This window comes from Niastella sp. sgz303648 (assembly GCF_059587045.1).
The window spans coordinates 36,660-56,016 of record NZ_JCAPSW010000010.1 but is presented as its reverse complement, the minus strand read 5'-3'; the positions used below and the strand labels follow the sequence as shown (position 1 = coordinate 56,016).

Sequence of the window (19,357 nt, the reverse complement as noted above, 5' to 3'; positions counted from 1 at the left end):
TGCAGCCATCCAAACACGATTTGTCAAAGCCTCAATTTGAGTTGCACAAGCTAAAACACCACCTGACTATACATAAATTTTTATTGACGGTATATAAAATCGAATGGTTAACACCTAAACCCGCATTGTGTCCCCATGCCTCTCACCCATATTGTAACCGCTTCAACACCGGATGTATGCTACAAAAATGGTGCTGCGATATAAAAGAAGCTTCAAAGAAACGATGTAGCGCATACGCTAACGTTTTATTCAGGTTATAAGTTATTGAAGGAGCCCATTTAGCAGGTAAAAATCATAATGAATTTGCTGTAATTAGTCCCATCACTTTGCCATTTTCATTTGATATATATCAAATTCGAAAAGAAAAAACGACACTTGCGACACATACGACACTTGCGACACCCCTCATTTGGATTTCACTTTTTTTTGATATTATATTTGTATTGAACAACGGCAACTAATATGTATAAGCGCTTTTGTTGGTTATTGCAAAAAGTTGCGGTAAAGGATCCTCAGCAAAAGAGGCTGTACGTAAAGAAGCAGGTTGTTCGGTTCAATTAGCGCTAATGAACCGGCTCAGTTAGTAGCATGGTATTTCGATTTGTTCACAACAAAAACACTCGTTTATGAAACTCAGAATCAAAACGTCTTACAGACGTTCCAGCGATAGCAAAGTTCTTAAGTTAGGTTATCGCGTATCGGAGAGCTTAAAAAATAATCCGGGCTTTCCCGATCCCAAACCTGCCCAGCCTGTATTGGAAAAGGCTTGTCAGGATTTTCAAACGGCGGTATCTGTAGCCGGCAGAAGCGACAGAACCCTGTCATCAGCTAAAAACGACAAAAAAGCTGCATTGATCAGGTTACTGAGCGAAGAGGCCGATTATGTAACCGTTACCAGTAATGGTGATAAAACCATGTTGCTTAGCAGCGGGTTCGATATCACCGGAGTAAAGAACAACACCGAAGAGCTGTCGCCTATCGAACAATTCATTGTTGAAATAGGCACGCCCGGCGAGGCTACTACCCGCGTTAAAAAGGTAACCGGGGCCAGGTCGTACATACACCAGTATACGCCTGACCCGTTAACACCCGACAGCGTTTGGGTAAGTGAAACAATTACCGAACGCCAGCATACTTTCAGCAACCTGAAATCGGTTGCGAGGTACTGGTTCCGTGTAATTGCCATTGGCCCTAACCGGCAAACGGTGTATTCGCCACCTGTTACAAGGGTTATTCAGTAGCAGGTGTGTTTAGTTACAAAACCGGCGGCTTAAGAGCTGCCGGTTTTTTTATGGTGCAGGTGTTTTAGTAAATATTTTAATAGTAACGTTATCAGGTTTAATGGTTTATGGCAGCTCTTGAAATAAATTTTGAACCGGGAATTAAAAAAAATTTGCCCCCCAATCAATTAATCGTAATATTGCGATTGATATGGGGATTACAAAAACAGAAATATTTACAGAAAAGCAGAACAAACTGGCCCAGATGATGAAGGCGCTGGCCCATCCGGCCCGCATTGCTATTATACAACACCTGATCAAAGCACAGGCTTGTATTTGCGGCGACCTTGTTGAGGAACTGGGACTGGCGCAGGCAACCATTTCGCAGCATTTGAAAGAATTAAAAAATGCCGGACTGATTCAGGGAACCATCGAAGGCACCAGCGTTTGCTATTGCATTGATCCCAAAGTGTGGAATCAATACAAAATGGCCTTCGAAACATTCTTTGTTGCCTATAAAAATGGCAATTCCTGTTGTTAAATTTTTTTGCTTACATCTATCGCAATATTGCAATAATACAATGAATAAAACTATTTTATATGACAACCGATCAACAATTAAAAGATATAGTAAAACAGAAATACAGTGAAATTGCTTTACAGGATAAAGAAACCAATCAATCCTCTTGCTGTGGGTCTGGTTGCTGCTCAACCGAAGTATATAATATCATGAGCGACGACTACAGCAACCTGGAAGGTTACAACCCTGATGCCGATTTAGGGTTGGGTTGTGGCCTGCCAACACAATTTGCAAAAATTAAAAAAGGCGATGTGGTGATTGATCTCGGCAGCGGCGCCGGTAACGATGTCTTTATTGCAAGGCACGAAACAGGTGAAAACGGTAAAGTGATCGGTATTGATTTTACACCTGCCATGATTGAAAAAGCAAGAGCCAATGCCGAAAAACTGGGATATAATAATGTTGAATTTCGCCAGGGCGATATTGAAAAAATGCCCGTAACAGCCAATACGGCCGATGTGATTGTAAGCAATTGTGTATTGAACCTGGTTCCCAACAAAAATGGCGTAATAAAAGAAATCTACAGAGTATTAAAGCCGGGCGGTCATTTTTCTATCTCAGATATTGTGCTCGATGGCGAGCTTCCTGAAACAATTAAACAGGCAGCCGAAATGTATGCCGGCTGTGTGTCGGGCGCCATTCAAAAACAGGAATACCTTGCATTCATCGAAGCGAATGGTTTCAAAAATATCACCATTCAAAAAGATAAAGCCATTGTTATTCCCGACGATATTTTAAGTGAATATTTATCATCACAACAAATCGATGCATTTAAACAATCAGGAACAGGCATCACAAGTATTACCGTATATGCCGAAAAACCAGTGGAGCAAAAAAACTGCTGTGGCCCCGATTGCTGCAATTAATAATAGGATGCTGCTATAAGTGATCAAATCAAAATAACAAAAGCCGGTAAACCCATAACTAATGAGTGCAAACAACTGCGCCCCTGTAAACGAAAGAAAGAAGTTGAGTTTTCTTGACAGGTACCTGACCTTATGGATTTTTCTGGCAATGGCGATAGGAGTGGGGATAGGGTATCTTATTCCGTCTTCGGGTAAACTCATTAATTCATTCTCCAGCGGAACTACCAATATTCCTTTAGCTATTGGGCTTATCCTAATGATGTACCCGCCACTCGCCAAAGTACGTTACGAAAAGATGGGTGAGGTGTTTAGTAACACAAAGGTATTAGGAGCATCACTTTTATTGAACTGGATAATAGGGCCTGTATTAATGTTTGTATTGGCCATTACTTTTTTAAGAGGTTATCCGGAGTATATGATCGGTCTTATTCTCATTGGCCTTGCACGCTGCATAGCAATGGTGATAGTGTGGAACGAACTGGCAGAAGGTAACCGGGAATATGCCGCCGGTCTGGTTGCTTTAAATAGTATTTTTCAGGTGCTTTTGTACAGTGTATATGCCTTTGTTTTTATTACTGTTTTGCCACCTTTATTCGGCTTGAAAGGCCTGGAAGTACATATTACCATCGGACAAATTGCAGAAAGTGTGGCAATATATTTAGGAATACCATTTGCTGCCGGTGTGATAAGCAGATATGCTTTGCTGAAATTGAAAGGGGAGGAGTGGTATCAAAAGAAGTTTATACCATTAATTTCTCCAATAACATTAATTGCGCTGCTTTTTACGATTGTCGTAATGTTTAGTTTGAAAGGCGAATTGATTGTACACATTCCTATGGACGTTGCACGCATTGCTTTTCCATTGGTTATATATTTCGCGATTATGTTTCTCGTTAGTTTCTTTTTAGGAAAATCTTTGGGAGCTGATTATTCTAAAAATGCTTCCATCGCTTTTACCGCCGCCGGAAACAATTTTGAACTGGCCATTGCAGTCGCCATTGGTGTATTTGGTATCAACAGCGGGCAGGCGTTTGCAGGCGTTATCGGGCCGTTGGTAGAAGTACCGGCGTTGATAGCTTTGGTCAATGTAGCATTTTGGTTACGTAAAAAATATTATTCTGAACAACAAATATCTGAAAAAGCAAAACCTGAATTAAAATGAAAACATTTCTCACTTTACTTTGCACACAGGGCGTTCTCTTTCTTTCTTCTTTTAAAACAGGAGATGAAAAAACAGATTCAAAACTCTATTCCTCTATCACGACCTACCTTCAAAATGTAGAAAAAGATTTTGATAAAATTCCCGAAGAAAGGAAAATGCAATTAAAAAAGGTTGGGCTTTTTTTGAAAACCAAACTCAGTTCAGAGAAAGAAGCCAGCCTTGTATTTATCTGCACCCACAATTCGCGCAGAAGCCACATGGGCCAGTTATGGGCAATGGCAGCTGCCGAATATTATGGTATTAAAGGTGTTTCTGCGTATTCGGGAGGCCTTGAAATCACTGCGTTTAACCCCAATGCTATAAAAGCACTTACAAAAGCCGGATTTGTAATCAATAAAAAATCAGAAGATACAAACCCTCATTATGAAGTATCCTATGCCAGCGATGCTTCGCCTGTAATTGCCTTTTCAAAAAAATACATGGATTCGCCCAATCCCACCAGTAATTTTGCGGCAATTATGACCTGTTCACATGCAGATGAAAACTGCCCTATCGTTCAGGGGGCATCTATAAAAATTTCAACGCCTTATGAAGATCCAAAGGTAGCGGATGGAAAACCAAACCAGGATCAGGTATATGATGAGCGTTGCAAACAAATAGCAACAGAGGTGCTTTATTCGTTTTCCCTGCTAAAAACGATGAAATAATAACAAAATGTTTGTTGCTGATTAATCTTACAAATTAATATAAGTTATGACAATAGCATTGTTCTCTGATATTCATGCTAATCTTCCGGCCCTCGAAGCCTTTTTTAAAGATCTCGACGCACGCAAGCCGGATGCAGTTTATTGCCTTGGCGACCTGGTAGGTTATAACATCTGGCCAAATGAAGTAATAAATGAAATAAGAAAACGGAGCATACCAACTATTGCCGGTAATTACGATTTTGGTATTGGCAGGGCAATCAATGATTGTGGTTGTGCCTATAAAACCGATACCGAAAAAGCGAATGGCGCTATTTCCATTTCTTTTACCAATGAAATTGTGAAGGACGAAGAAAGAAAGTATTTAAGAACCTTACCGGCACATATTAAAGTTGAGTTTCAGTTAAACAACGACAAATTAAACCTGCTGCTGGTACATGGAAGTCCTCGTAAAATAAATGAATACCTGTTTGAAGACCGGGAAGAAAAAAGCATGTTGCGAATTATGCAGGATGCAGATGCTGATATTATGTGCTTTGGTCACACACACAAACCTTACCACCGGGTATTAACCATTAGCGAAGATGGAAAGGATCGTTTCCTGCATGCTGTTAATATTGGGTCGGTAGGAAAGCCAAAAGATGGCGATTCAAGAGGCGGCTATGTGTTGTTGCATGTAAACGACAATAGCAATATACATGACAGGGATTCTATAAAAGTTGAGTTTATTCGCTTTGAATATGATGTAGAAAAAGCAGCAAAGGCGGTAGAAGATAGTCCATTGCCCAATGCTTATGCTGAGAGTTTACGCAAAGGGGTTTGAAAAATCATTATGAAAATTGCTCTTTTTTCTGATATACATGCTAACCTGCCGGCATTTTGAGGCAGTATTGCAATCAATAGATCAGCAGAAACCTGATGCTGTTTACTGCCTCGGTGATCTGGTGGGTTATAATGTGTGGCCCAATGAGGTATTGGGTTTGGAAAAATGAAGATGAGGCAAAAGCTATAGATGCCTCGACACCAGCCAATGAAAAATACGAATAAGCATGGAAAGTGCGATTACTCACATTCATAACAATTTCGATAGTTACCTATCTGCATTTATTTGTAGAAAAGTAAATCATCAGGATTGTTGTCATGATATTTTGCAGGACGTTTATCTTAAGGTAATACAGAATATTGATAAGATTGAAAAGGCTGAAAATATTAAATCGTACCTGTCAAAGATAGCCGATAACGCGGTTGTAGATCATTATCGTAAAAAGACAAACGAACAGTATGATGATTTTTCAGCCGATTTTGTATCGCCGGAAGAAACATCTTCAAATGACCCCTCGTTGCGCCTGTCCGATTGCTGCTTACGCCCAATGATCGAATCACTGGAACCTATTTATAGCGAAGCGTTAATATTAACAGAACTGGAAGGATTGACACAAAAGCAATATGCCGAAAAAATTGGGATCTCTTATACAAATGCCAAAACCAGGGTGCAACGTGCAAGAGAAAAACTTAAAACGGTTATTCTTCAATGTTGCCGGTATGAATTTGACAGATATGGCAATATTATTTCATGCTGTAAAGGCAACAATACAGACAGTTGTAATAATTAAAATATTTTCTCAAAAAATCTTCGCTTAAACCTGCGTCTTTTTTTTACTTTCTCCGTCGTCTGAATAAACAAGCATATTATGCGAACATTCAGACGTCAAAAGTCAGGTTTAATTATCTTATTACTATCGGTTTTATCTGTAAAAGGCTTTAGCCAGGCATTTCATGTATTAGAGCCTGGTAATAAGCATTACAAAACACTGTCAGAAATAAGTCCTTCTCCAAATCAGGTAAGGGCTTATATGGATACAATAAACTACCCATGGCAGGAATATAGTAAAGGGGCACTTTCTAATTCTCTGATGCGGACTTATTATTTGAGCCAGGAAGATGAAGCCAGGTTGCCCGGCTTAATAAAATTTCCCGCCAATAGTTCTGATCAAACAAGAGCGGAATTGGATTATCTGCTTTTATTGCAAAGCAAAAGAACAAAGCAGGAAATTGACAGGGCGAACTATATTGCAAATATTGGTAGCTGGCCTGGCATTATTAACCCGACAGATCCCGATTATAAAGAAAACAGGAAACAGCTTTTCTATATTGCCAGTCCGGTGGGGGAATGGTTTAATGATGAAAACTTTCCATCCATTGCACAATTGTTGCTCAACTGCATTCAGGATATCCGGGTTACAGAGTTCAGGTTAAAAAGACATTTTAAGCGGCCGCGCCCATATCATTTGGAACCTCGTTTAAATCCATTAGCAAGAATCAGCTCCCCATCATTCGCCAGCGGGCATACCTTATGGGCTTTTACAGAAGCATATATTTTCAGCGAAATAATACCAGAAAAAAGAGAAGATTTTTTGAAGATGGCGGATGAAGTCAGATGGTCAAGAGAATTAATGGGCATACATTATCCCAGTGATAATGAGGCTTCAAGAATTATTGGATGGTATTTACTCAAATATTGGTATAACAATCCGCAATTTGTAACTGATCTTGAAAAGGCTAAAATTGAATGGATAAATAATAAAGGTAAATTTGGCAATGAATACTCAAATCAAAATAATAAGAGCCGGCAATGAGCAACGGCCGGTAATTGTTGCTCTGCTTCAATCGGAGCAATTACCCGTTGAGGATTTACCGGCTTCATTCAATAACTTTTTTGTGGCAACAGAAAATGACAAAATCATTGGCGTAATTGGTCTGGAGCAGTATGAACTAAACGGCTTGTTGCGGTCAATGGTAGTGGATAAAGAATACCGTAACAGGAATATCGCGTTGCAACTGATACAACAATTAGAAAGCCATGCAATATCATTGGGCATTGATTGTGTGTACCTGCTTACCGAAACAGCAGCGGCGTATTTTGCAGCAAAAGGCTATGAAAAAATAAACAGGAACGATGCGCCAACCGCACTAAGCGCTTCTTCAGAATTCAGCCATGTTTGCCCGGTGAGTGCTATTGTTATGAAAAAGCAGCTTATAAAATGAATATAACCGAAGTGTTCACTTAAATGGATTTATTTTACGTTTTGCAATTCTTTTATCCCGTATTTGTTTTAATGTATTTTCTTTTGGCAGCGGGTAGCCATGCACTTTTGAAACCATCAGGCGCTGGGCGGAATAAATACCCGAATGACCGCTGAAATAATACGCCGTAAAGCAGGCAATGGCAAAATATAATACATGACCGGTACCAAATAATTCAACACCCATTAATGTGCATGCCAGCGGTGTATTAGTAGCGCCGGCAAATACCGCAATAAAGCCCAGCGCCGCAAACAGATCAACCGGGGCGCCCAGCCATATGGCGAGTGCATTTCCTAATGTTGCTCCGATAAAAAACAGCGGAGTTACCTCACCGCCCTTAAATCCCATACCCAGGGTTATGGCCGTAAATATAATTTTCCAAAGCCAGCTCCAGTTGGTTGCCCCACCTGCATGAAAAGCTGATAGTATGCTTACACTGTTGTTATCTTTTCCGTTAACACCCAATCCAATATAATCGGCGCCAATTGTATAGCAAAGAGCAATGATTAACAATCCACCCAATACCGGTATCAGCCATTTAACCGGTATAAACCGGTTGGCGTAATTCTTTATGGTATGCATTAATTCAGCAAACAGATAACTGGCCAGTCCGAATGCAACACCTGCCGCTATTACTTTTACCAATAGTATAAAATCAATGTGAAGTAAGGGTAAATACAAATTGGCTGAACCGGTAAAATCTATATGATAATGGGTATGATGAATGCCCCAGGCAGTGGTTGTTAAATCGGCAAATAGGGCGGCCATTAAACAGGGAATCAATGCATCATACCGGATAATGCCAATAGCCAGTACTTCCAGTGCAAATACCGCCCCTGTGAGCGGTGTGCCAAATACAGCCCCAAAACCAGCCGCCACCCCCGTCATAAGCATTATACGCAGATCCTGCTCACCCAATTTAAACCATTTCGCAAACAGGTTGGCAATGCTGCCGCCCATTTGCACGGCTGTTCCTTCGCGACCTGCCGAACCACCAAATAAATGTGTAATAATGGTAGTGATCAATACTAAAGGAGCCATTCGCGCAGGAACACCGCCACCTGGCTGGTGTATTTCTTCCATGATCAGGTTATTACCGGCATCGGCATTTTTGCCCAGGTATTTATAAAGCAGATAAATAGCAATGCCCGCTACCGGAAGCAGAAACAGTAACCATTCATGTTGCCAATGCAAACGGGTTACTGCTTCGAGCAACCAAAGAAATAAAGCCACCAGGCTGCCAACAGTAAAAGAAACCGGAATAACAAAAAAGGTCCACTTAAATAAGTGAGCTGCAATTGCAAACTGTTCGAAGGAGTTGTAAATTTTTTTCATTGCCTACAAATAGTTAAGCCTGTATAAAATAAAAAATCCAGTCTATTTGTAGGCGCCATCAGTCGCGAAGGTCATCGTGACGGTTCAAATAGGAAGACACCATTTCCTTTGTGGGTGCAAATATATAAAGTATCAGGAACATTTACATGGCACTTATTATTACAATAAAAACCCATCAGTTAACAATAAATTAATAATTCCTTAATATTGTGCGCCAAAAGAAACTGCTATGGAGCGCATTATCTGCCTGAAAAGGTTTTCATTACTGCGAAAATTGATTGTAGTATTTCTCTTCCTGTGCACTACCTGTTCGCTGAAAGCCCAGTTTTTGAACGATATGATAGACACCTCCACGGCGATTGGAAAGGGTATTTTGCAGCTGTATAAAAAATTCGATCGTATTTATTTTACCGGATATATTCAACCCCAGTTTCAGGTAGCTCAGGAAAAGGGCGCCCATAGCTTCAGCGGGGGTGATTTTGCACCGAATTCAAATAACCGTTTCATGCTTCGTCGCGGAAGGATCCGTTTAGATTATGCACGCATGAACGCCAATGGCCAGCTATCTGTTTATTTCGTGTTTCAGTTCGATGGTTCCGAAAGGGGTGTGTTCATTCGCGATTTCTGGGGAAGGATCTTTGAAAACAAATGGCAGAATTTTGCATTTACCATGGGTATGTTTGCCCGCCCATTTGGTTACGAAGTAAACCTCGGTTCTGCCGATCGCGAGTCGCCCGAAAGAGGACGCATGTCGCAAACATTGATGAAGGTAGAACGCGACCTGGGCGCCATGGTTTCTTTTGAACCACGCCGCCCTAATCACCCGTTGCGTTATTTTAAAGTAGATGCCGGTTTTTTTAACGGGCAGGGGTTGAATGCAAGCGCTGAATACGATTCGTATAAAGATTTTATTGCCCGCGCTTCGTTAAAACCATATCCGGTTACGGAAGAACTTTTTTTATCGGCCGGCTTGTCGTACTTCAATGGCGGCCTTTTTCAAAATACACAATATACTTACCAGATGTCGGGTGATGCTAACGGAAAGTTTTTTACGGTAGATAGTTCATTAAACAATATAGGCCGCAAAGCGCCCCGCCGTTACTATGGCGCCGACATTCAATGGAAATGGAAGCATTCGTATGGCAATACCGAAATACGTGCCGAATACTGGCGCGGTACCCAAACGGCATCTGCCGGTACCTCCGAAACACCCGCCGCTTTATTAACCGAACCATATTATGTTCGAAAGTTTGATGGCGCCTTTTTTTACCTGCTTCAGCACATTGTAAACACGCGTCACCAGATAGGCGTCAAATACGACTGGTACGATCCTAATACCAAAGTAAAAGGCGAAGAAATTGGTAAGGCCGGAAATAATATAAATGCTACTAATATAAAATATACCACCCTGAGCCTTGGTTATAATTATAACGTCAATGAAAATGTGCGATTGATGTTTTGGTACGACATTATTAAAAATGAAAAAACTTCTTTAGCAGGATACACCGGCGATATAAAGGATAATATATTTACTACGAGGCTGCAGTTCAGGTTTTAATAGTAAGGTAACATTCGCGTAACATTGGCGTAACATTGCGGTAACATTGACCTGCTTAGACCCATCTTGACCCCGGTCAGTTAATAATTCCTTAACATTCAGGTAATATAGCGATAATACCACACAGATACTTTTGCCGCAAATATTACATTGATGCAACGATTATTACCAAAGCTCTTTTTGTACTGTTTAATGATGATTGCCTGTACAGCATCTTTTGCACAGGAAACTACTGCAACATTAAATGGAGTAGTATTAGACTCAAAAGGAGCGGCTATAGCAGGTGCCTCTGTTATAGTTAAGCACGAACCCACCGGTTTTTCTACCGGAGCCGAAACCAACAGCAAAGGCATGTTCACATTGCCTAACTTAAAACCCGGTGGTCCTTACACCGTAAAAATATCCTATACCGGTTACAAAGACATTACTCTCGAAAATGTAAACCTCGGTTTAGGCAGCAATCCTTCAGGCAATATTACGCTTGAGCAAAAGGATCAAACGCTGACCGAAGTAGTGGTTACTTCGGGCGGCCGCAGAAGCCTTCCATCGGGCTTATCGGTTGGCAGAGCGCAATTAACCACCATGCCCACTTTAGGCAGAAGTTTGTCAGACTTTACCCGCCTTACCCCCCAATCGAATAACAACTCTTTTGCAGGTAGCAATTTCCGTTATAATAACCTTACCGTTGACGGTGCCATTAATAACGACGCCATCGGCTTCAGCAACTCGTTTGGTGGTACAAGTGGCGGTGGCCAGTCGGGCGCTGCAGGTGCAGGTACCCGTACCAACCCGTACAGCCTTGATGTTATTCAGGAAGTACAGGTACAACTGGCTCCATACGATGTAAAGCTGGGTAACTTCACAGGCGGTAGCGTTAACGCCGTTACCAAAAGCGGTACCAACGATTTTCATGGCTCGGTATATGGCTATGGCCGTAACCAGATTTTAATGGGTAAAAGTGTTGACGGTCAAAAGAAAAAGATCGGGTCCGATTTTTACGATTATCAATATGGCGCTACCATCGGTGGCCCCATCATTAAGAATAAACTCTTTTATATTGTAAACTTCGAACAAACACGCCGCCAGGAGCCTACCTTTTATAACGCAGGCGATCCCGGTTCGGCTGTTACCGTTGCCGATGCTACCAGCATTTACAATCAGCTGAAAACAAAATATAACTACGACGCCGGTTCATACCTCGGCGCGTATAAAATATTTACCAGCAGCGATAAATTATTTGCCCGCGTTGATTATAATATCGATCCCCGGAACACGCTCACGGTTCGCGGTATCTTTACAAAAGGCTGGGGCAATAACCTCGAGCGCACCAGCACCAACTTTCAGTTTGGATCAACCGACTTTACCCAATACACTAAAAATGCCAACCTGGTGGCTGAGCTGAAAAGCAGGATCAGCAATTCAGTAAGCAACCAGTTTAATGTTAGTTATATCAATGTGCATGAGTACCGCAACTTCCCCGGCGTATTATCGCCCTTTATGGATATTGGCGGCGGTGCAGTTTGGGCAGGTACATGGCGTGAAGCTTCTATATATAATATGAAGCAAAAAACATTTGAGATCAGCGATAACGTTACTGTTACAAAAGGCATCAACAAATTTACCCTTGGTACACATAACGAGTTCTATGATCTTACATACGGATTCATAAACTCATGGAACGGCCGTTGGGAATATTCAAACGTGACCAACTTTTTAGCCGATAAGCCCAGCCGTATCAGAGGCGCTTACAGCACCGATTCACTAAAACATCCCAACGACCGCGATGCATTGTATAACAATCCCCCAAATCCGTATAAAGTTGCCCTGTGGAGCGTATATGTACAGGATGAAATTTCGGTGAGCCGCAAATTCAAGATCACACCGGGTTTACGTGTTGATTATCCGCACCTCGGAAAAGACATAAAGGCAGATAAAGATTTTGCTACCGCTACCAGCAATACATTGAATACAACGTACAGCAGCACAGCCTTTAATGCATTTACCAATAAATGGCTGGGTACCGCCACGCTGTCGCCCCGCATTGGTTTTAACTGGGATGTGAATGGTAATCAAAAACTGATCGTAAGAGGCGGCGCCGGTGTATTTGTTGGTCGTATGCCCTTTGCCTGGTTGGGATATGCCGAAACATTAAACGGCGGTATATATAATAACATCGACTTTAAACCTTCAGCAAGTAATACAGTTGGTGGCAATACTACCATTCCTTTAGCCATTAACCCGCTGTATTTGAAAGATACCATCAGCGCCCACGCTTTGGCCAGCGCCAATGCTGCCACCACCCGCGAAGTGGATGTAATTGATAATCATTTTAAATTGCCGCGTGTAATACGTACTAATGTAGCTGTTGATTATAAATTCGCAGAAGGGTACAAGCTGACTTTAGATGTGTTGTACACCAAAACCCTGTACGATGTTAAATTTCAGCAGATCAATATCAAAGACCAGGTTGAGTACTATACAAGCGGTCCTACTCAGTCGCCTGTATATGTTGGCGGTAAGTTGAACGGTCAGTATTCGAACGTATACCTGTTAACCAATACAACACAGGGATATCGCTATAACCTTACCGCTCAGTTGAGTAAAATGTATAACCCCATTGGCATAGGTAATGGTTCATTAAATGCGAACTGGAGTGTAGCATATACTTATGGTGTAAGTAAAGACCTGAGCAATGGTATACGTAATTCATTCCAGTCGAATTTTGAAGTAAACCCTGCTGTTGTTCCAAACGATCCCAAGCTGTCGTATTCAAATTTCGATTTGCGTCATCGTATTGTGGCAACACTGGGTGGTACCATGAACTGGAACTCAATAATGGCTACATCGCTTACCTTCTTTTATTCAGGTCAGTCGGGCAGTCCTTATTCTGCAGTATATAACTCAAGCGGTAATCCTTTTGGCAATGCAGCCAACGCAAACCTGGTGTACATTCCCAAAGATCAGAACGACATCCGCCTGGTTGATAAAGGAACCTATACTGCAGCACAGCAATGGCAAGACCTGAACAACCTGATCGAAAACGATAAATACCTGAAAACAAGAAGAGGCCAGTATGCTGAGCGCAATGGTTTACGTACACCCTGGAATCATGAGCTGGATATGAAGCTGATGCATGAGTTCAGACTGAGCAAAACCAACAAGCAACACACCCTGCAGGTAAGCTTTGATGTGTTCAATGTATTGAACATGCTGAACAACGAATGGGGCCACATTACATTCGTAACCAACGTAAACAATTACACAGTAAACATGTTGAACTTTGTAAGTTACTCAGTTGACGCAAGTGGTAACCCAATTGCAGGATCGGGCGTTGCTGTTGGCAAACCTTCATCAGGCTATGTGCCCACATATACCTTTAACAAACCAACCGGCTTAGGCGGCCATTATTACACTGTTGATCCTATCAACAGCCGCTGGCAGGGACAGGTAGGTGTTAAATACAATTTCTAATAATATAGGGTAGAATACAATTCGATAAAAGCCTCCGGCGTACGCCGGAGGCTTTTTATTTCATAACAACCGTACAACAGGCCACTCATTAAGGCTGTATAAATTGCGGTGTTCTGTTGTATTCAATTGCCGGAGCGATATTTACTGAAAACAGGCAAAAGCAGGTTTATTCAGAATGCCTGAATGAAATATTTATAATGAAATAAGGGTTTGCCTGAATAATATATAGCCGGAGTGGGTATTTTTTGGGAAAATTCAAGAAAAAAGCAGAAATCAATAAATTTTATCTTATATTTTACTTTGTAAAAGTATCTTTAACAATAATTCGATTTTTCAGGGAGGCGAAACCTTCTATAAGATAATAAAATATTCACGATTCTCAATAACAGAGAGTAATTCTCTCATGTGACTGACGCCGTTCGATTTCCATCGCGACGGCTTTTTTTTTGTTACCGGTTACCGGGTATCCGGCAACCGGTAACTGGCAACCGGGTCTTAATTAAATATCAATTCAGGATAAGGAATATCAAGCGGGGATTTTAAATCGGTACAGCGGTACATCAGTATATTAATAATAGCTTCGGTTGAGTACCGGTATTGTATAGTTGGAGTGGTTGGATCGCTCACCCAATTATTGAAGGTATCATTGAAATCATCATCCAGTTTATCAAGAACGGTAATGCCGATTTTTTTCAGGGCGGCGGCATTACATTGTTGTTCATACTGCCCCTGAATGGGAATGGCGATCATTTTTTTCTTCAAGTGCAATGCTTCGGCAGGTGTTTCAAATCCTGCTCCGCAAATTATACCATGACAATTGATCAGGCTGCGGTTAAAATCTTTTGAGTTCACCGGGCGAAAGTTGATGTGATCGACCGTATAGGGTTCTTTTGCCTGGCGCGAGAATACTTCGAACCGGTGATCTTTCAACGGCTGCAAGAATTGTAATAACTGCTTATCGCAATAAGAGGGAAGGTATACCGTGATGTAACCTTTATTGCTGGCTTCGGCCTGCAGAATCTCTGTTTTTATTACGGGAGAAAAGATAAAGTCGTCATAATTTTCAAAATGCAAACCGATATAATTGGTAGCGCGGGCATAGTTCTGTAATATCCATTCACCCGCCTTGCTGGGCTTTTCGGGACGCGGGGTTTTATCGGATAAAAAGCTTGCCTGATGGCCAAAATTTACCGATGCTACTTTTTTACGGGCGCAGGCCAGTGAAGTAATGCATTCAAAATCGTTGATCACGAGGTCGTATTTTTCAACAGGTAAATCACGTACTTCTTTCATCACCCGAAAAGGCGATATACGGCTAACAATTTTCCAGTAATCGAGGCTGCCTTCGCAGGTATAAAAAAGACTCAATCCATTACTGCGGTATTTTATGGGTGCATCCAACGAAAGCGTGCTGTTGGCGCCGCTCAAAAAAATGTCAACAGTTCCGAATTTCTGCAAAAAAGGTAATAACTCCATGGCCCGGCTGATGTGTCCATTACCGGTAGCCTGTATAGCATAAAATATTTTCATAAAATTTCTTAATGTTCTGTCAACTAAATAGCTAACGAATTAATATAAAAGCTGATCTCGTCTGTTAACACATTTACTTTTGCCGGAATATCGATGGCCGTAGCAGGAAAATCTTTTTCATTGTATTCAAAAATGTTCCATTCATTGTTCCGGTACTCAAGCGCGGTTAAATGCTCAACCCAGTCGCCCGAATTCAGATAGGTCACTTTGCCTTTTTCATTTTCAATCACTCTTTTTTGCGGCTGGTGTATATGTCCGCAAATCACATAATCGTATTTCTTTTCAATGGCCAGCTCGGCGGCTATCTGTTCAAAATCATCGATCTTGGCCATTTTGTTAACACCCGCCATTACATTTTTTGATATCGATAGCTTTTCACGGCCAAATGCTTTCAGAACAAAGTTCACCAGCCGGTTAAAAAGTATCAGCGCCCCATAACCGTTGCTTCCCAGTTTTGCCAGCACTTTGGCGCCGCCTTTGGTGGTGTTATCGAATACATCGCCATGAAAGATCCAGGTCATTTTATTATCTATCTCCATCACCAGCTTATCGGTTAGCGTAAAGTGGCTCATCTGAAAATCAGAGTAGCGCCTGAGCAACTCGTCGTGGTTACCGGTAATGTAAAATACACGGGTACCTTTGGTGATCAGGTTCAGCACTTCTTTTATAACCGCCATGTGCGTAGCAGGAAAATACCGCTTCGAGAACTGCCAGCCATCTATGATATCGCCGTTGAGGATAAGAATATTAGGCAGGATACTTTTTAGATAAGCAACCAGCTCTTTTGCACGACATCCGTATGTACCAAGGTGTACATCGGATATAACTACCACATCTACTGCACGTTTTTCCATTGAGTTTGGGTTTACCAAAATTCATATTTATATATGACCGTACTGTTATACGAACATTAAGCCGTGGTTAGGTTTGTGTAAAGTAATTGTTAAGTAAAAAGGCAGTGGCAGCAGGCAATGAAAGTCATCTTGTTTGTAAATGATGAGCAAATTCCAAAACCTAAAAAATTGCTCCCGGCAGGCCGGGACAAATTGTCAATTGCCTATTGATTATAACAGGGTGGGTAAACGTAAACATTTGTTCACACTGGCGTAAGAATACGATAACACTGCCGTGTTACCTTAGTACCCGTTTTATTGCTGTGTGTTATACATAAATAACAATCGTAGCAGTTTCTTAATGTTGACCGGCGGAGCTTTTTTAAGTTTCGCCCTTTTTTTTGTTTGATTTACAAATCAGCATTGTTCATTTAACACACAAGCATTGTTAACATCAACTGCGGAGGAAATTATCAGCTCGCAGGTTTGGGAATCCCGGTGCGGTGGTTATTTTTTCAGTAATAGGTACTGGCAATTATTTTTTCGCTGGTGTCTTTTAACCGGAAATATAAAGGTGTAACACAATAAAGCAGTGCCACGGTGTCCTGAGCGAAGTCGAAGGAACAACCGTGGCACTGCTATGGCCTACTCCACAATCAATCTTTGAATATATTTCTCTTTTGATGTTTTGTTAATACAATTCATCATATAAACCCCTTTTCGCACTTCATTGCCAATGTTCAGTTTTGCAACAAGGACATTATTGAAGGTATAGCGTTTGAGTAATTGTCCGTTTAACGAATACACTTCAATTTCCCAATTACTATGTTTGGTGTTGCTTAACAGCAAACTGGCGGTTCCTCTTACCGGATTTGGATATAATACAGGCTGGTTGTTTGCCGGTTCAGTTAGCTTTACTGCATGAACGGCAGAATACCGGGCCATTCCATCATCTACCTGTTTGAGCCTGAAAAGAAGGGTTTTGTTGTTGTCGGCTGATTGTATTTGGTACGAATAGCTATAGGAGCCAGTTTGGGGGGTACCGGTCTTTGCAACAAACTCAGCAACGCTTCTATAAGACCGGCCATCTGTACTTTTTTGTAGTTCATAATTACGATTTGGTTTTTCATTTTGAGTAATCCAATTAATATTTATAACACCGTTGTTTACTTTATTAACGGTAAAAGATGTAATATCTGATGCAAGCACCAGGGAAGGGCAATAAGTATATGTGATTTTAAAATTTACCACGTCCTGGGCTGTTCCATGGTAGCTATATTTTGTATTACCGAGCACAGTAGAATAGGTAGCCGTGTTATAATCAAAATCAACCTGGCCGGTTCCCATAAAATCGGCGGTATTGAAAACCGTATTGGAAGTGCTGTTCTGATTCATCACATATAAGGGTCCCTGCGTTGTGTAATCGGTACCAGAGTAAGGTATGCCATCTGATTGACTCAGAGAGTAATTTCCGTATGTTTTCTGATAAGAATTTGTTAAAGGTGTTAGCAAAGCGGTGCTGCTCACTTCGTCGTCGCGCGAAATCCTTGACCGGTAATTGTTTATAGTAACATTATCATCGTTCTCGAGTTGAAAACTATAAATGAGGGTTACTTTGGAATTGAAATCGACCTGGGTTAAGGTGCCCTGTGCAGGATTAAATTTGGGAAAGCTGAACGTGTAATCGGCATTTCCGGTGCCGTTTACGGCGGTATCGTACGAAATGGTATTTAATTGATTCGAGCATTGAGCATTGGCGCCGTATACTGCCAAAAGCAATAAAAGAATTGCAAAGGACGGTTTCAGGGTTTTCATGGTATCAGATATTGCCGGTAGAAACGGTTCATTACCAGCAATATGCTACCCGCCATGAGGTATTCGATATAAATAAATAATTCTATGTAGCAGAGGTAAGGGTTCAATCCCTCTTCGACTCCAGCGTAAATCCAATGGTAGTGCCTACATCGGGGGTGCTGCGTACGTGAATGCTTTGTCCGTGTGCTTCGATGATGTGCTTGCAAATGGCAAGTCCAAGACCGGTGCCGCCTTTATCGCGGCTGCGGGCGGTGTCGGTGCGGTAAAAGCGTTCAAAGATGCGGGGCAGATGTTCTTCTTCAATACCAATTCCGTCATCGCTTATTTCAACCAGCACATGCTGATCGTCGGTATCATAAATGCTGGCTACAATTTGCCCGTTTTGTTTGCCGTACTTGGTGGCGTTTTCAACCAGGTTGATCAAAACCTGCTTGATCTTTTCTTTATCGGCAAAAACAATGATCGGCGCTTCGCAACCTTTTTTAAAAGTGGTGCGAACATTCTTTTGCTGTGTTTTTATCGAAAGTGAATCGTACACTTCGCGAATGAGGTCCTGAATAACGAAATTTTGTTTGGCCAGCAATTGCTCTCCTCTTTCGAGCTTTGATATTTCATCCAGATCGTTCATCAGGTTTACCAGCCTGTCTACGTTTTTGGCGGTGTTCTCTAAAAATCTTTTGGCGATGGCTTCTTCTTCCATGGCGCCGCCCAGCAGGGTATCAACGTATCCCTGTATGGCAAAAATGGGCGTTTTGAACTCATGTGCCAGGTTTTGCAAAAATTCTTTGCGGTAGGCTTCGTTTTGGCGCAACAATTCTATTTCGCGAATACGGCGTTCGCCCCATTCTTCCACATCGGCCCGTACCTCATCGATACTTTTCTGGGGAAGAATGTACTTGAAATACATTTCTTCTTTTTTGGTGGCCTTTGTTTGGTAAATGAGTTTATAAATGAGCTTTATTTTCCGGTAAATGAACCTTTCAAGAGTAACCGATATCAGCCAGTAGCAACCCACAAATACCATCAGCAGCGAGCCAATACCAACCCGCCAGTTTTTGGTGAGTATAAGAATGCCGATCGCAATGGGAACAGATAATATCCCTGCTGTAAAGGCTGCTAACTGCCGTGGTGAAAGGTTTTTAGTAGAAGGCATAGCTACAATGTGCTAATTTGCTAATGTGCTGATGTGATAATTGAAA

General features: G+C 41.5%; 16 protein-coding genes and 1 riboswitch. Of the genes, 11 read left to right on the top strand and 5 right to left on the bottom strand.

Annotation, left to right across the window (positions count from 1 at the left end; genetic code table 11):
* Nucleotides 1-626 precede the first annotated feature (626 nt).
* The 9 genes from AC59IL_RS26000 to arsN2 all read left to right on the top strand — a co-directional run bounded on the left by AC59IL_RS26000 (nt 627) and on the right by arsN2 (nt 7,577).
* Nucleotides 627-1,241: a hypothetical protein gene (locus AC59IL_RS26000; protein ID WP_496555142.1), complete on the top strand. Its 615-nt coding sequence runs from the start codon at nt 627-629 to the stop codon at nt 1,239-1,241.
* Between the two features lie 190 nt (nt 1,242-1,431).
* Entirely contained in the window at nt 1,432-1,761 is a 330-nt protein-coding gene (locus tag AC59IL_RS25995) for an ArsR/SmtB family transcription factor (protein WP_496555141.1), read from the top strand.
* A gap of 59 nt (nt 1,762-1,820) precedes the next feature.
* Nucleotides 1,821-2,666, top strand: a complete 846-nt coding sequence (locus AC59IL_RS25990; protein WP_496555140.1) for an arsenite methyltransferase — start codon at nt 1,821-1,823, stop codon at nt 2,664-2,666.
* Nucleotides 2,667-2,769: 103 nt separating this feature from the next.
* A complete protein-coding gene (gene arsB, locus AC59IL_RS25985) occupies nt 2,770-3,828 on the top strand; it encodes an ACR3 family arsenite efflux transporter (RefSeq protein WP_496555139.1) in 1,059 nt (352 codons plus the stop codon).
* A complete protein-coding gene (locus AC59IL_RS25980) occupies nt 3,825-4,535 on the top strand; it encodes an arsenate reductase/protein-tyrosine-phosphatase family protein (protein ID WP_496555138.1) in 711 nt (236 codons plus the stop codon). Before arsB ends, AC59IL_RS25980 begins: the two co-directional genes overlap by 4 nt.
* Nucleotides 4,536-4,581: 46 nt before the next feature.
* Nucleotides 4,582-5,355 carry a metallophosphoesterase family protein gene (locus tag AC59IL_RS25975; RefSeq protein WP_496555137.1) on the top strand — a complete coding sequence of 258 codons (774 nt, stop codon included), beginning with the start codon at nt 4,582-4,584 and terminating at the stop codon, nt 5,353-5,355.
* A gap of 226 nt (nt 5,356-5,581) precedes the next feature.
* A complete protein-coding gene (locus AC59IL_RS25970) occupies nt 5,582-6,145 on the top strand; it encodes a sigma-70 family RNA polymerase sigma factor (protein WP_496555136.1) in 564 nt (187 codons plus the stop codon).
* Between the two features lie 78 nt (nt 6,146-6,223).
* Nucleotides 6,224-7,168, top strand: coding sequence for a phosphatase PAP2 family protein (locus tag AC59IL_RS25965; RefSeq protein ID WP_496555135.1), 945 nt, complete (start codon nt 6,224-6,226; stop codon nt 7,166-7,168).
* Nucleotides 7,131-7,577, top strand: a complete 447-nt coding sequence (gene arsN2, locus AC59IL_RS25960; protein ID WP_496555134.1) for an arsenic resistance N-acetyltransferase ArsN2 — start codon at nt 7,131-7,133, stop codon at nt 7,575-7,577. Before AC59IL_RS25965 ends, arsN2 begins: the two co-directional genes overlap by 38 nt.
* A 15-nt stretch (nt 7,578-7,592) precedes the next feature.
* On the opposite strand, the gene AC59IL_RS25955 is transcribed toward arsN2, so the two are convergent.
* Nucleotides 7,593-8,951 (bottom strand): voltage-gated chloride channel family protein, encoded by a 1,359-nt coding sequence (locus tag AC59IL_RS25955; protein WP_496555133.1) that lies wholly within the window; start codon nt 8,949-8,951, stop codon nt 7,593-7,595.
* A gap of 42 nt (nt 8,952-8,993) precedes the next feature.
* Nucleotides 8,994-9,067: riboswitch (Fluoride riboswitch) on the bottom strand.
* 113 nt (nt 9,068-9,180) lie between these two features.
* On the opposite strand from AC59IL_RS25955, the gene AC59IL_RS25950 reads away from it, so the two are divergent.
* Both AC59IL_RS25950 and AC59IL_RS25945 read left to right on the top strand, forming a co-directional pair.
* Nucleotides 9,181-10,509: a putative porin gene (locus AC59IL_RS25950; RefSeq protein ID WP_496555132.1), complete on the top strand. Its 1,329-nt coding sequence runs from the start codon at nt 9,181-9,183 to the stop codon at nt 10,507-10,509.
* A gap of 153 nt (nt 10,510-10,662) precedes the next feature.
* The gene (locus tag AC59IL_RS25945; RefSeq protein WP_496555131.1) at nt 10,663-13,980 is read left to right on the top strand and encodes a TonB-dependent receptor; all 3,318 of its coding nucleotides are present in this window, start codon (nt 10,663-10,665) and stop codon (nt 13,978-13,980) included.
* 495 nt (nt 13,981-14,475) lie between these two features.
* Here AC59IL_RS25945 and AC59IL_RS25940 read toward each other — a convergent pair whose 3' ends face one another.
* From AC59IL_RS25940 to AC59IL_RS25925, 4 genes are all read right to left on the bottom strand, one after another.
* On the bottom strand, nt 14,476-15,510 hold the full coding sequence (locus AC59IL_RS25940; protein ID WP_496555130.1) for a glycosyltransferase family protein: 1,035 nt from the start codon (nt 15,508-15,510) through the stop codon (nt 14,476-14,478).
* Nucleotides 15,511-15,533: 23 nt separating this feature from the next.
* Nucleotides 15,534-16,364 (bottom strand): UDP-2,3-diacylglucosamine diphosphatase, encoded by an 831-nt coding sequence (locus tag AC59IL_RS25935; protein ID WP_496555129.1) that lies wholly within the window; start codon nt 16,362-16,364, stop codon nt 15,534-15,536.
* Between the two features lie 624 nt (nt 16,365-16,988).
* Nucleotides 16,989-18,158 carry a choice-of-anchor E domain-containing protein gene (locus AC59IL_RS25930; protein ID WP_496555128.1) on the bottom strand — a complete coding sequence of 390 codons (1,170 nt, stop codon included), beginning with the start codon at nt 18,156-18,158 and terminating at the stop codon, nt 16,989-16,991.
* A 103-nt stretch (nt 18,159-18,261) separates the two neighbouring features.
* Nucleotides 18,262-19,311 carry a sensor histidine kinase gene (locus tag AC59IL_RS25925; protein WP_496555127.1) on the bottom strand — a complete coding sequence of 350 codons (1,050 nt, stop codon included), beginning with the start codon at nt 19,309-19,311 and terminating at the stop codon, nt 18,262-18,264.
* Nucleotides 19,312-19,357 lie beyond the last annotated feature (46 nt).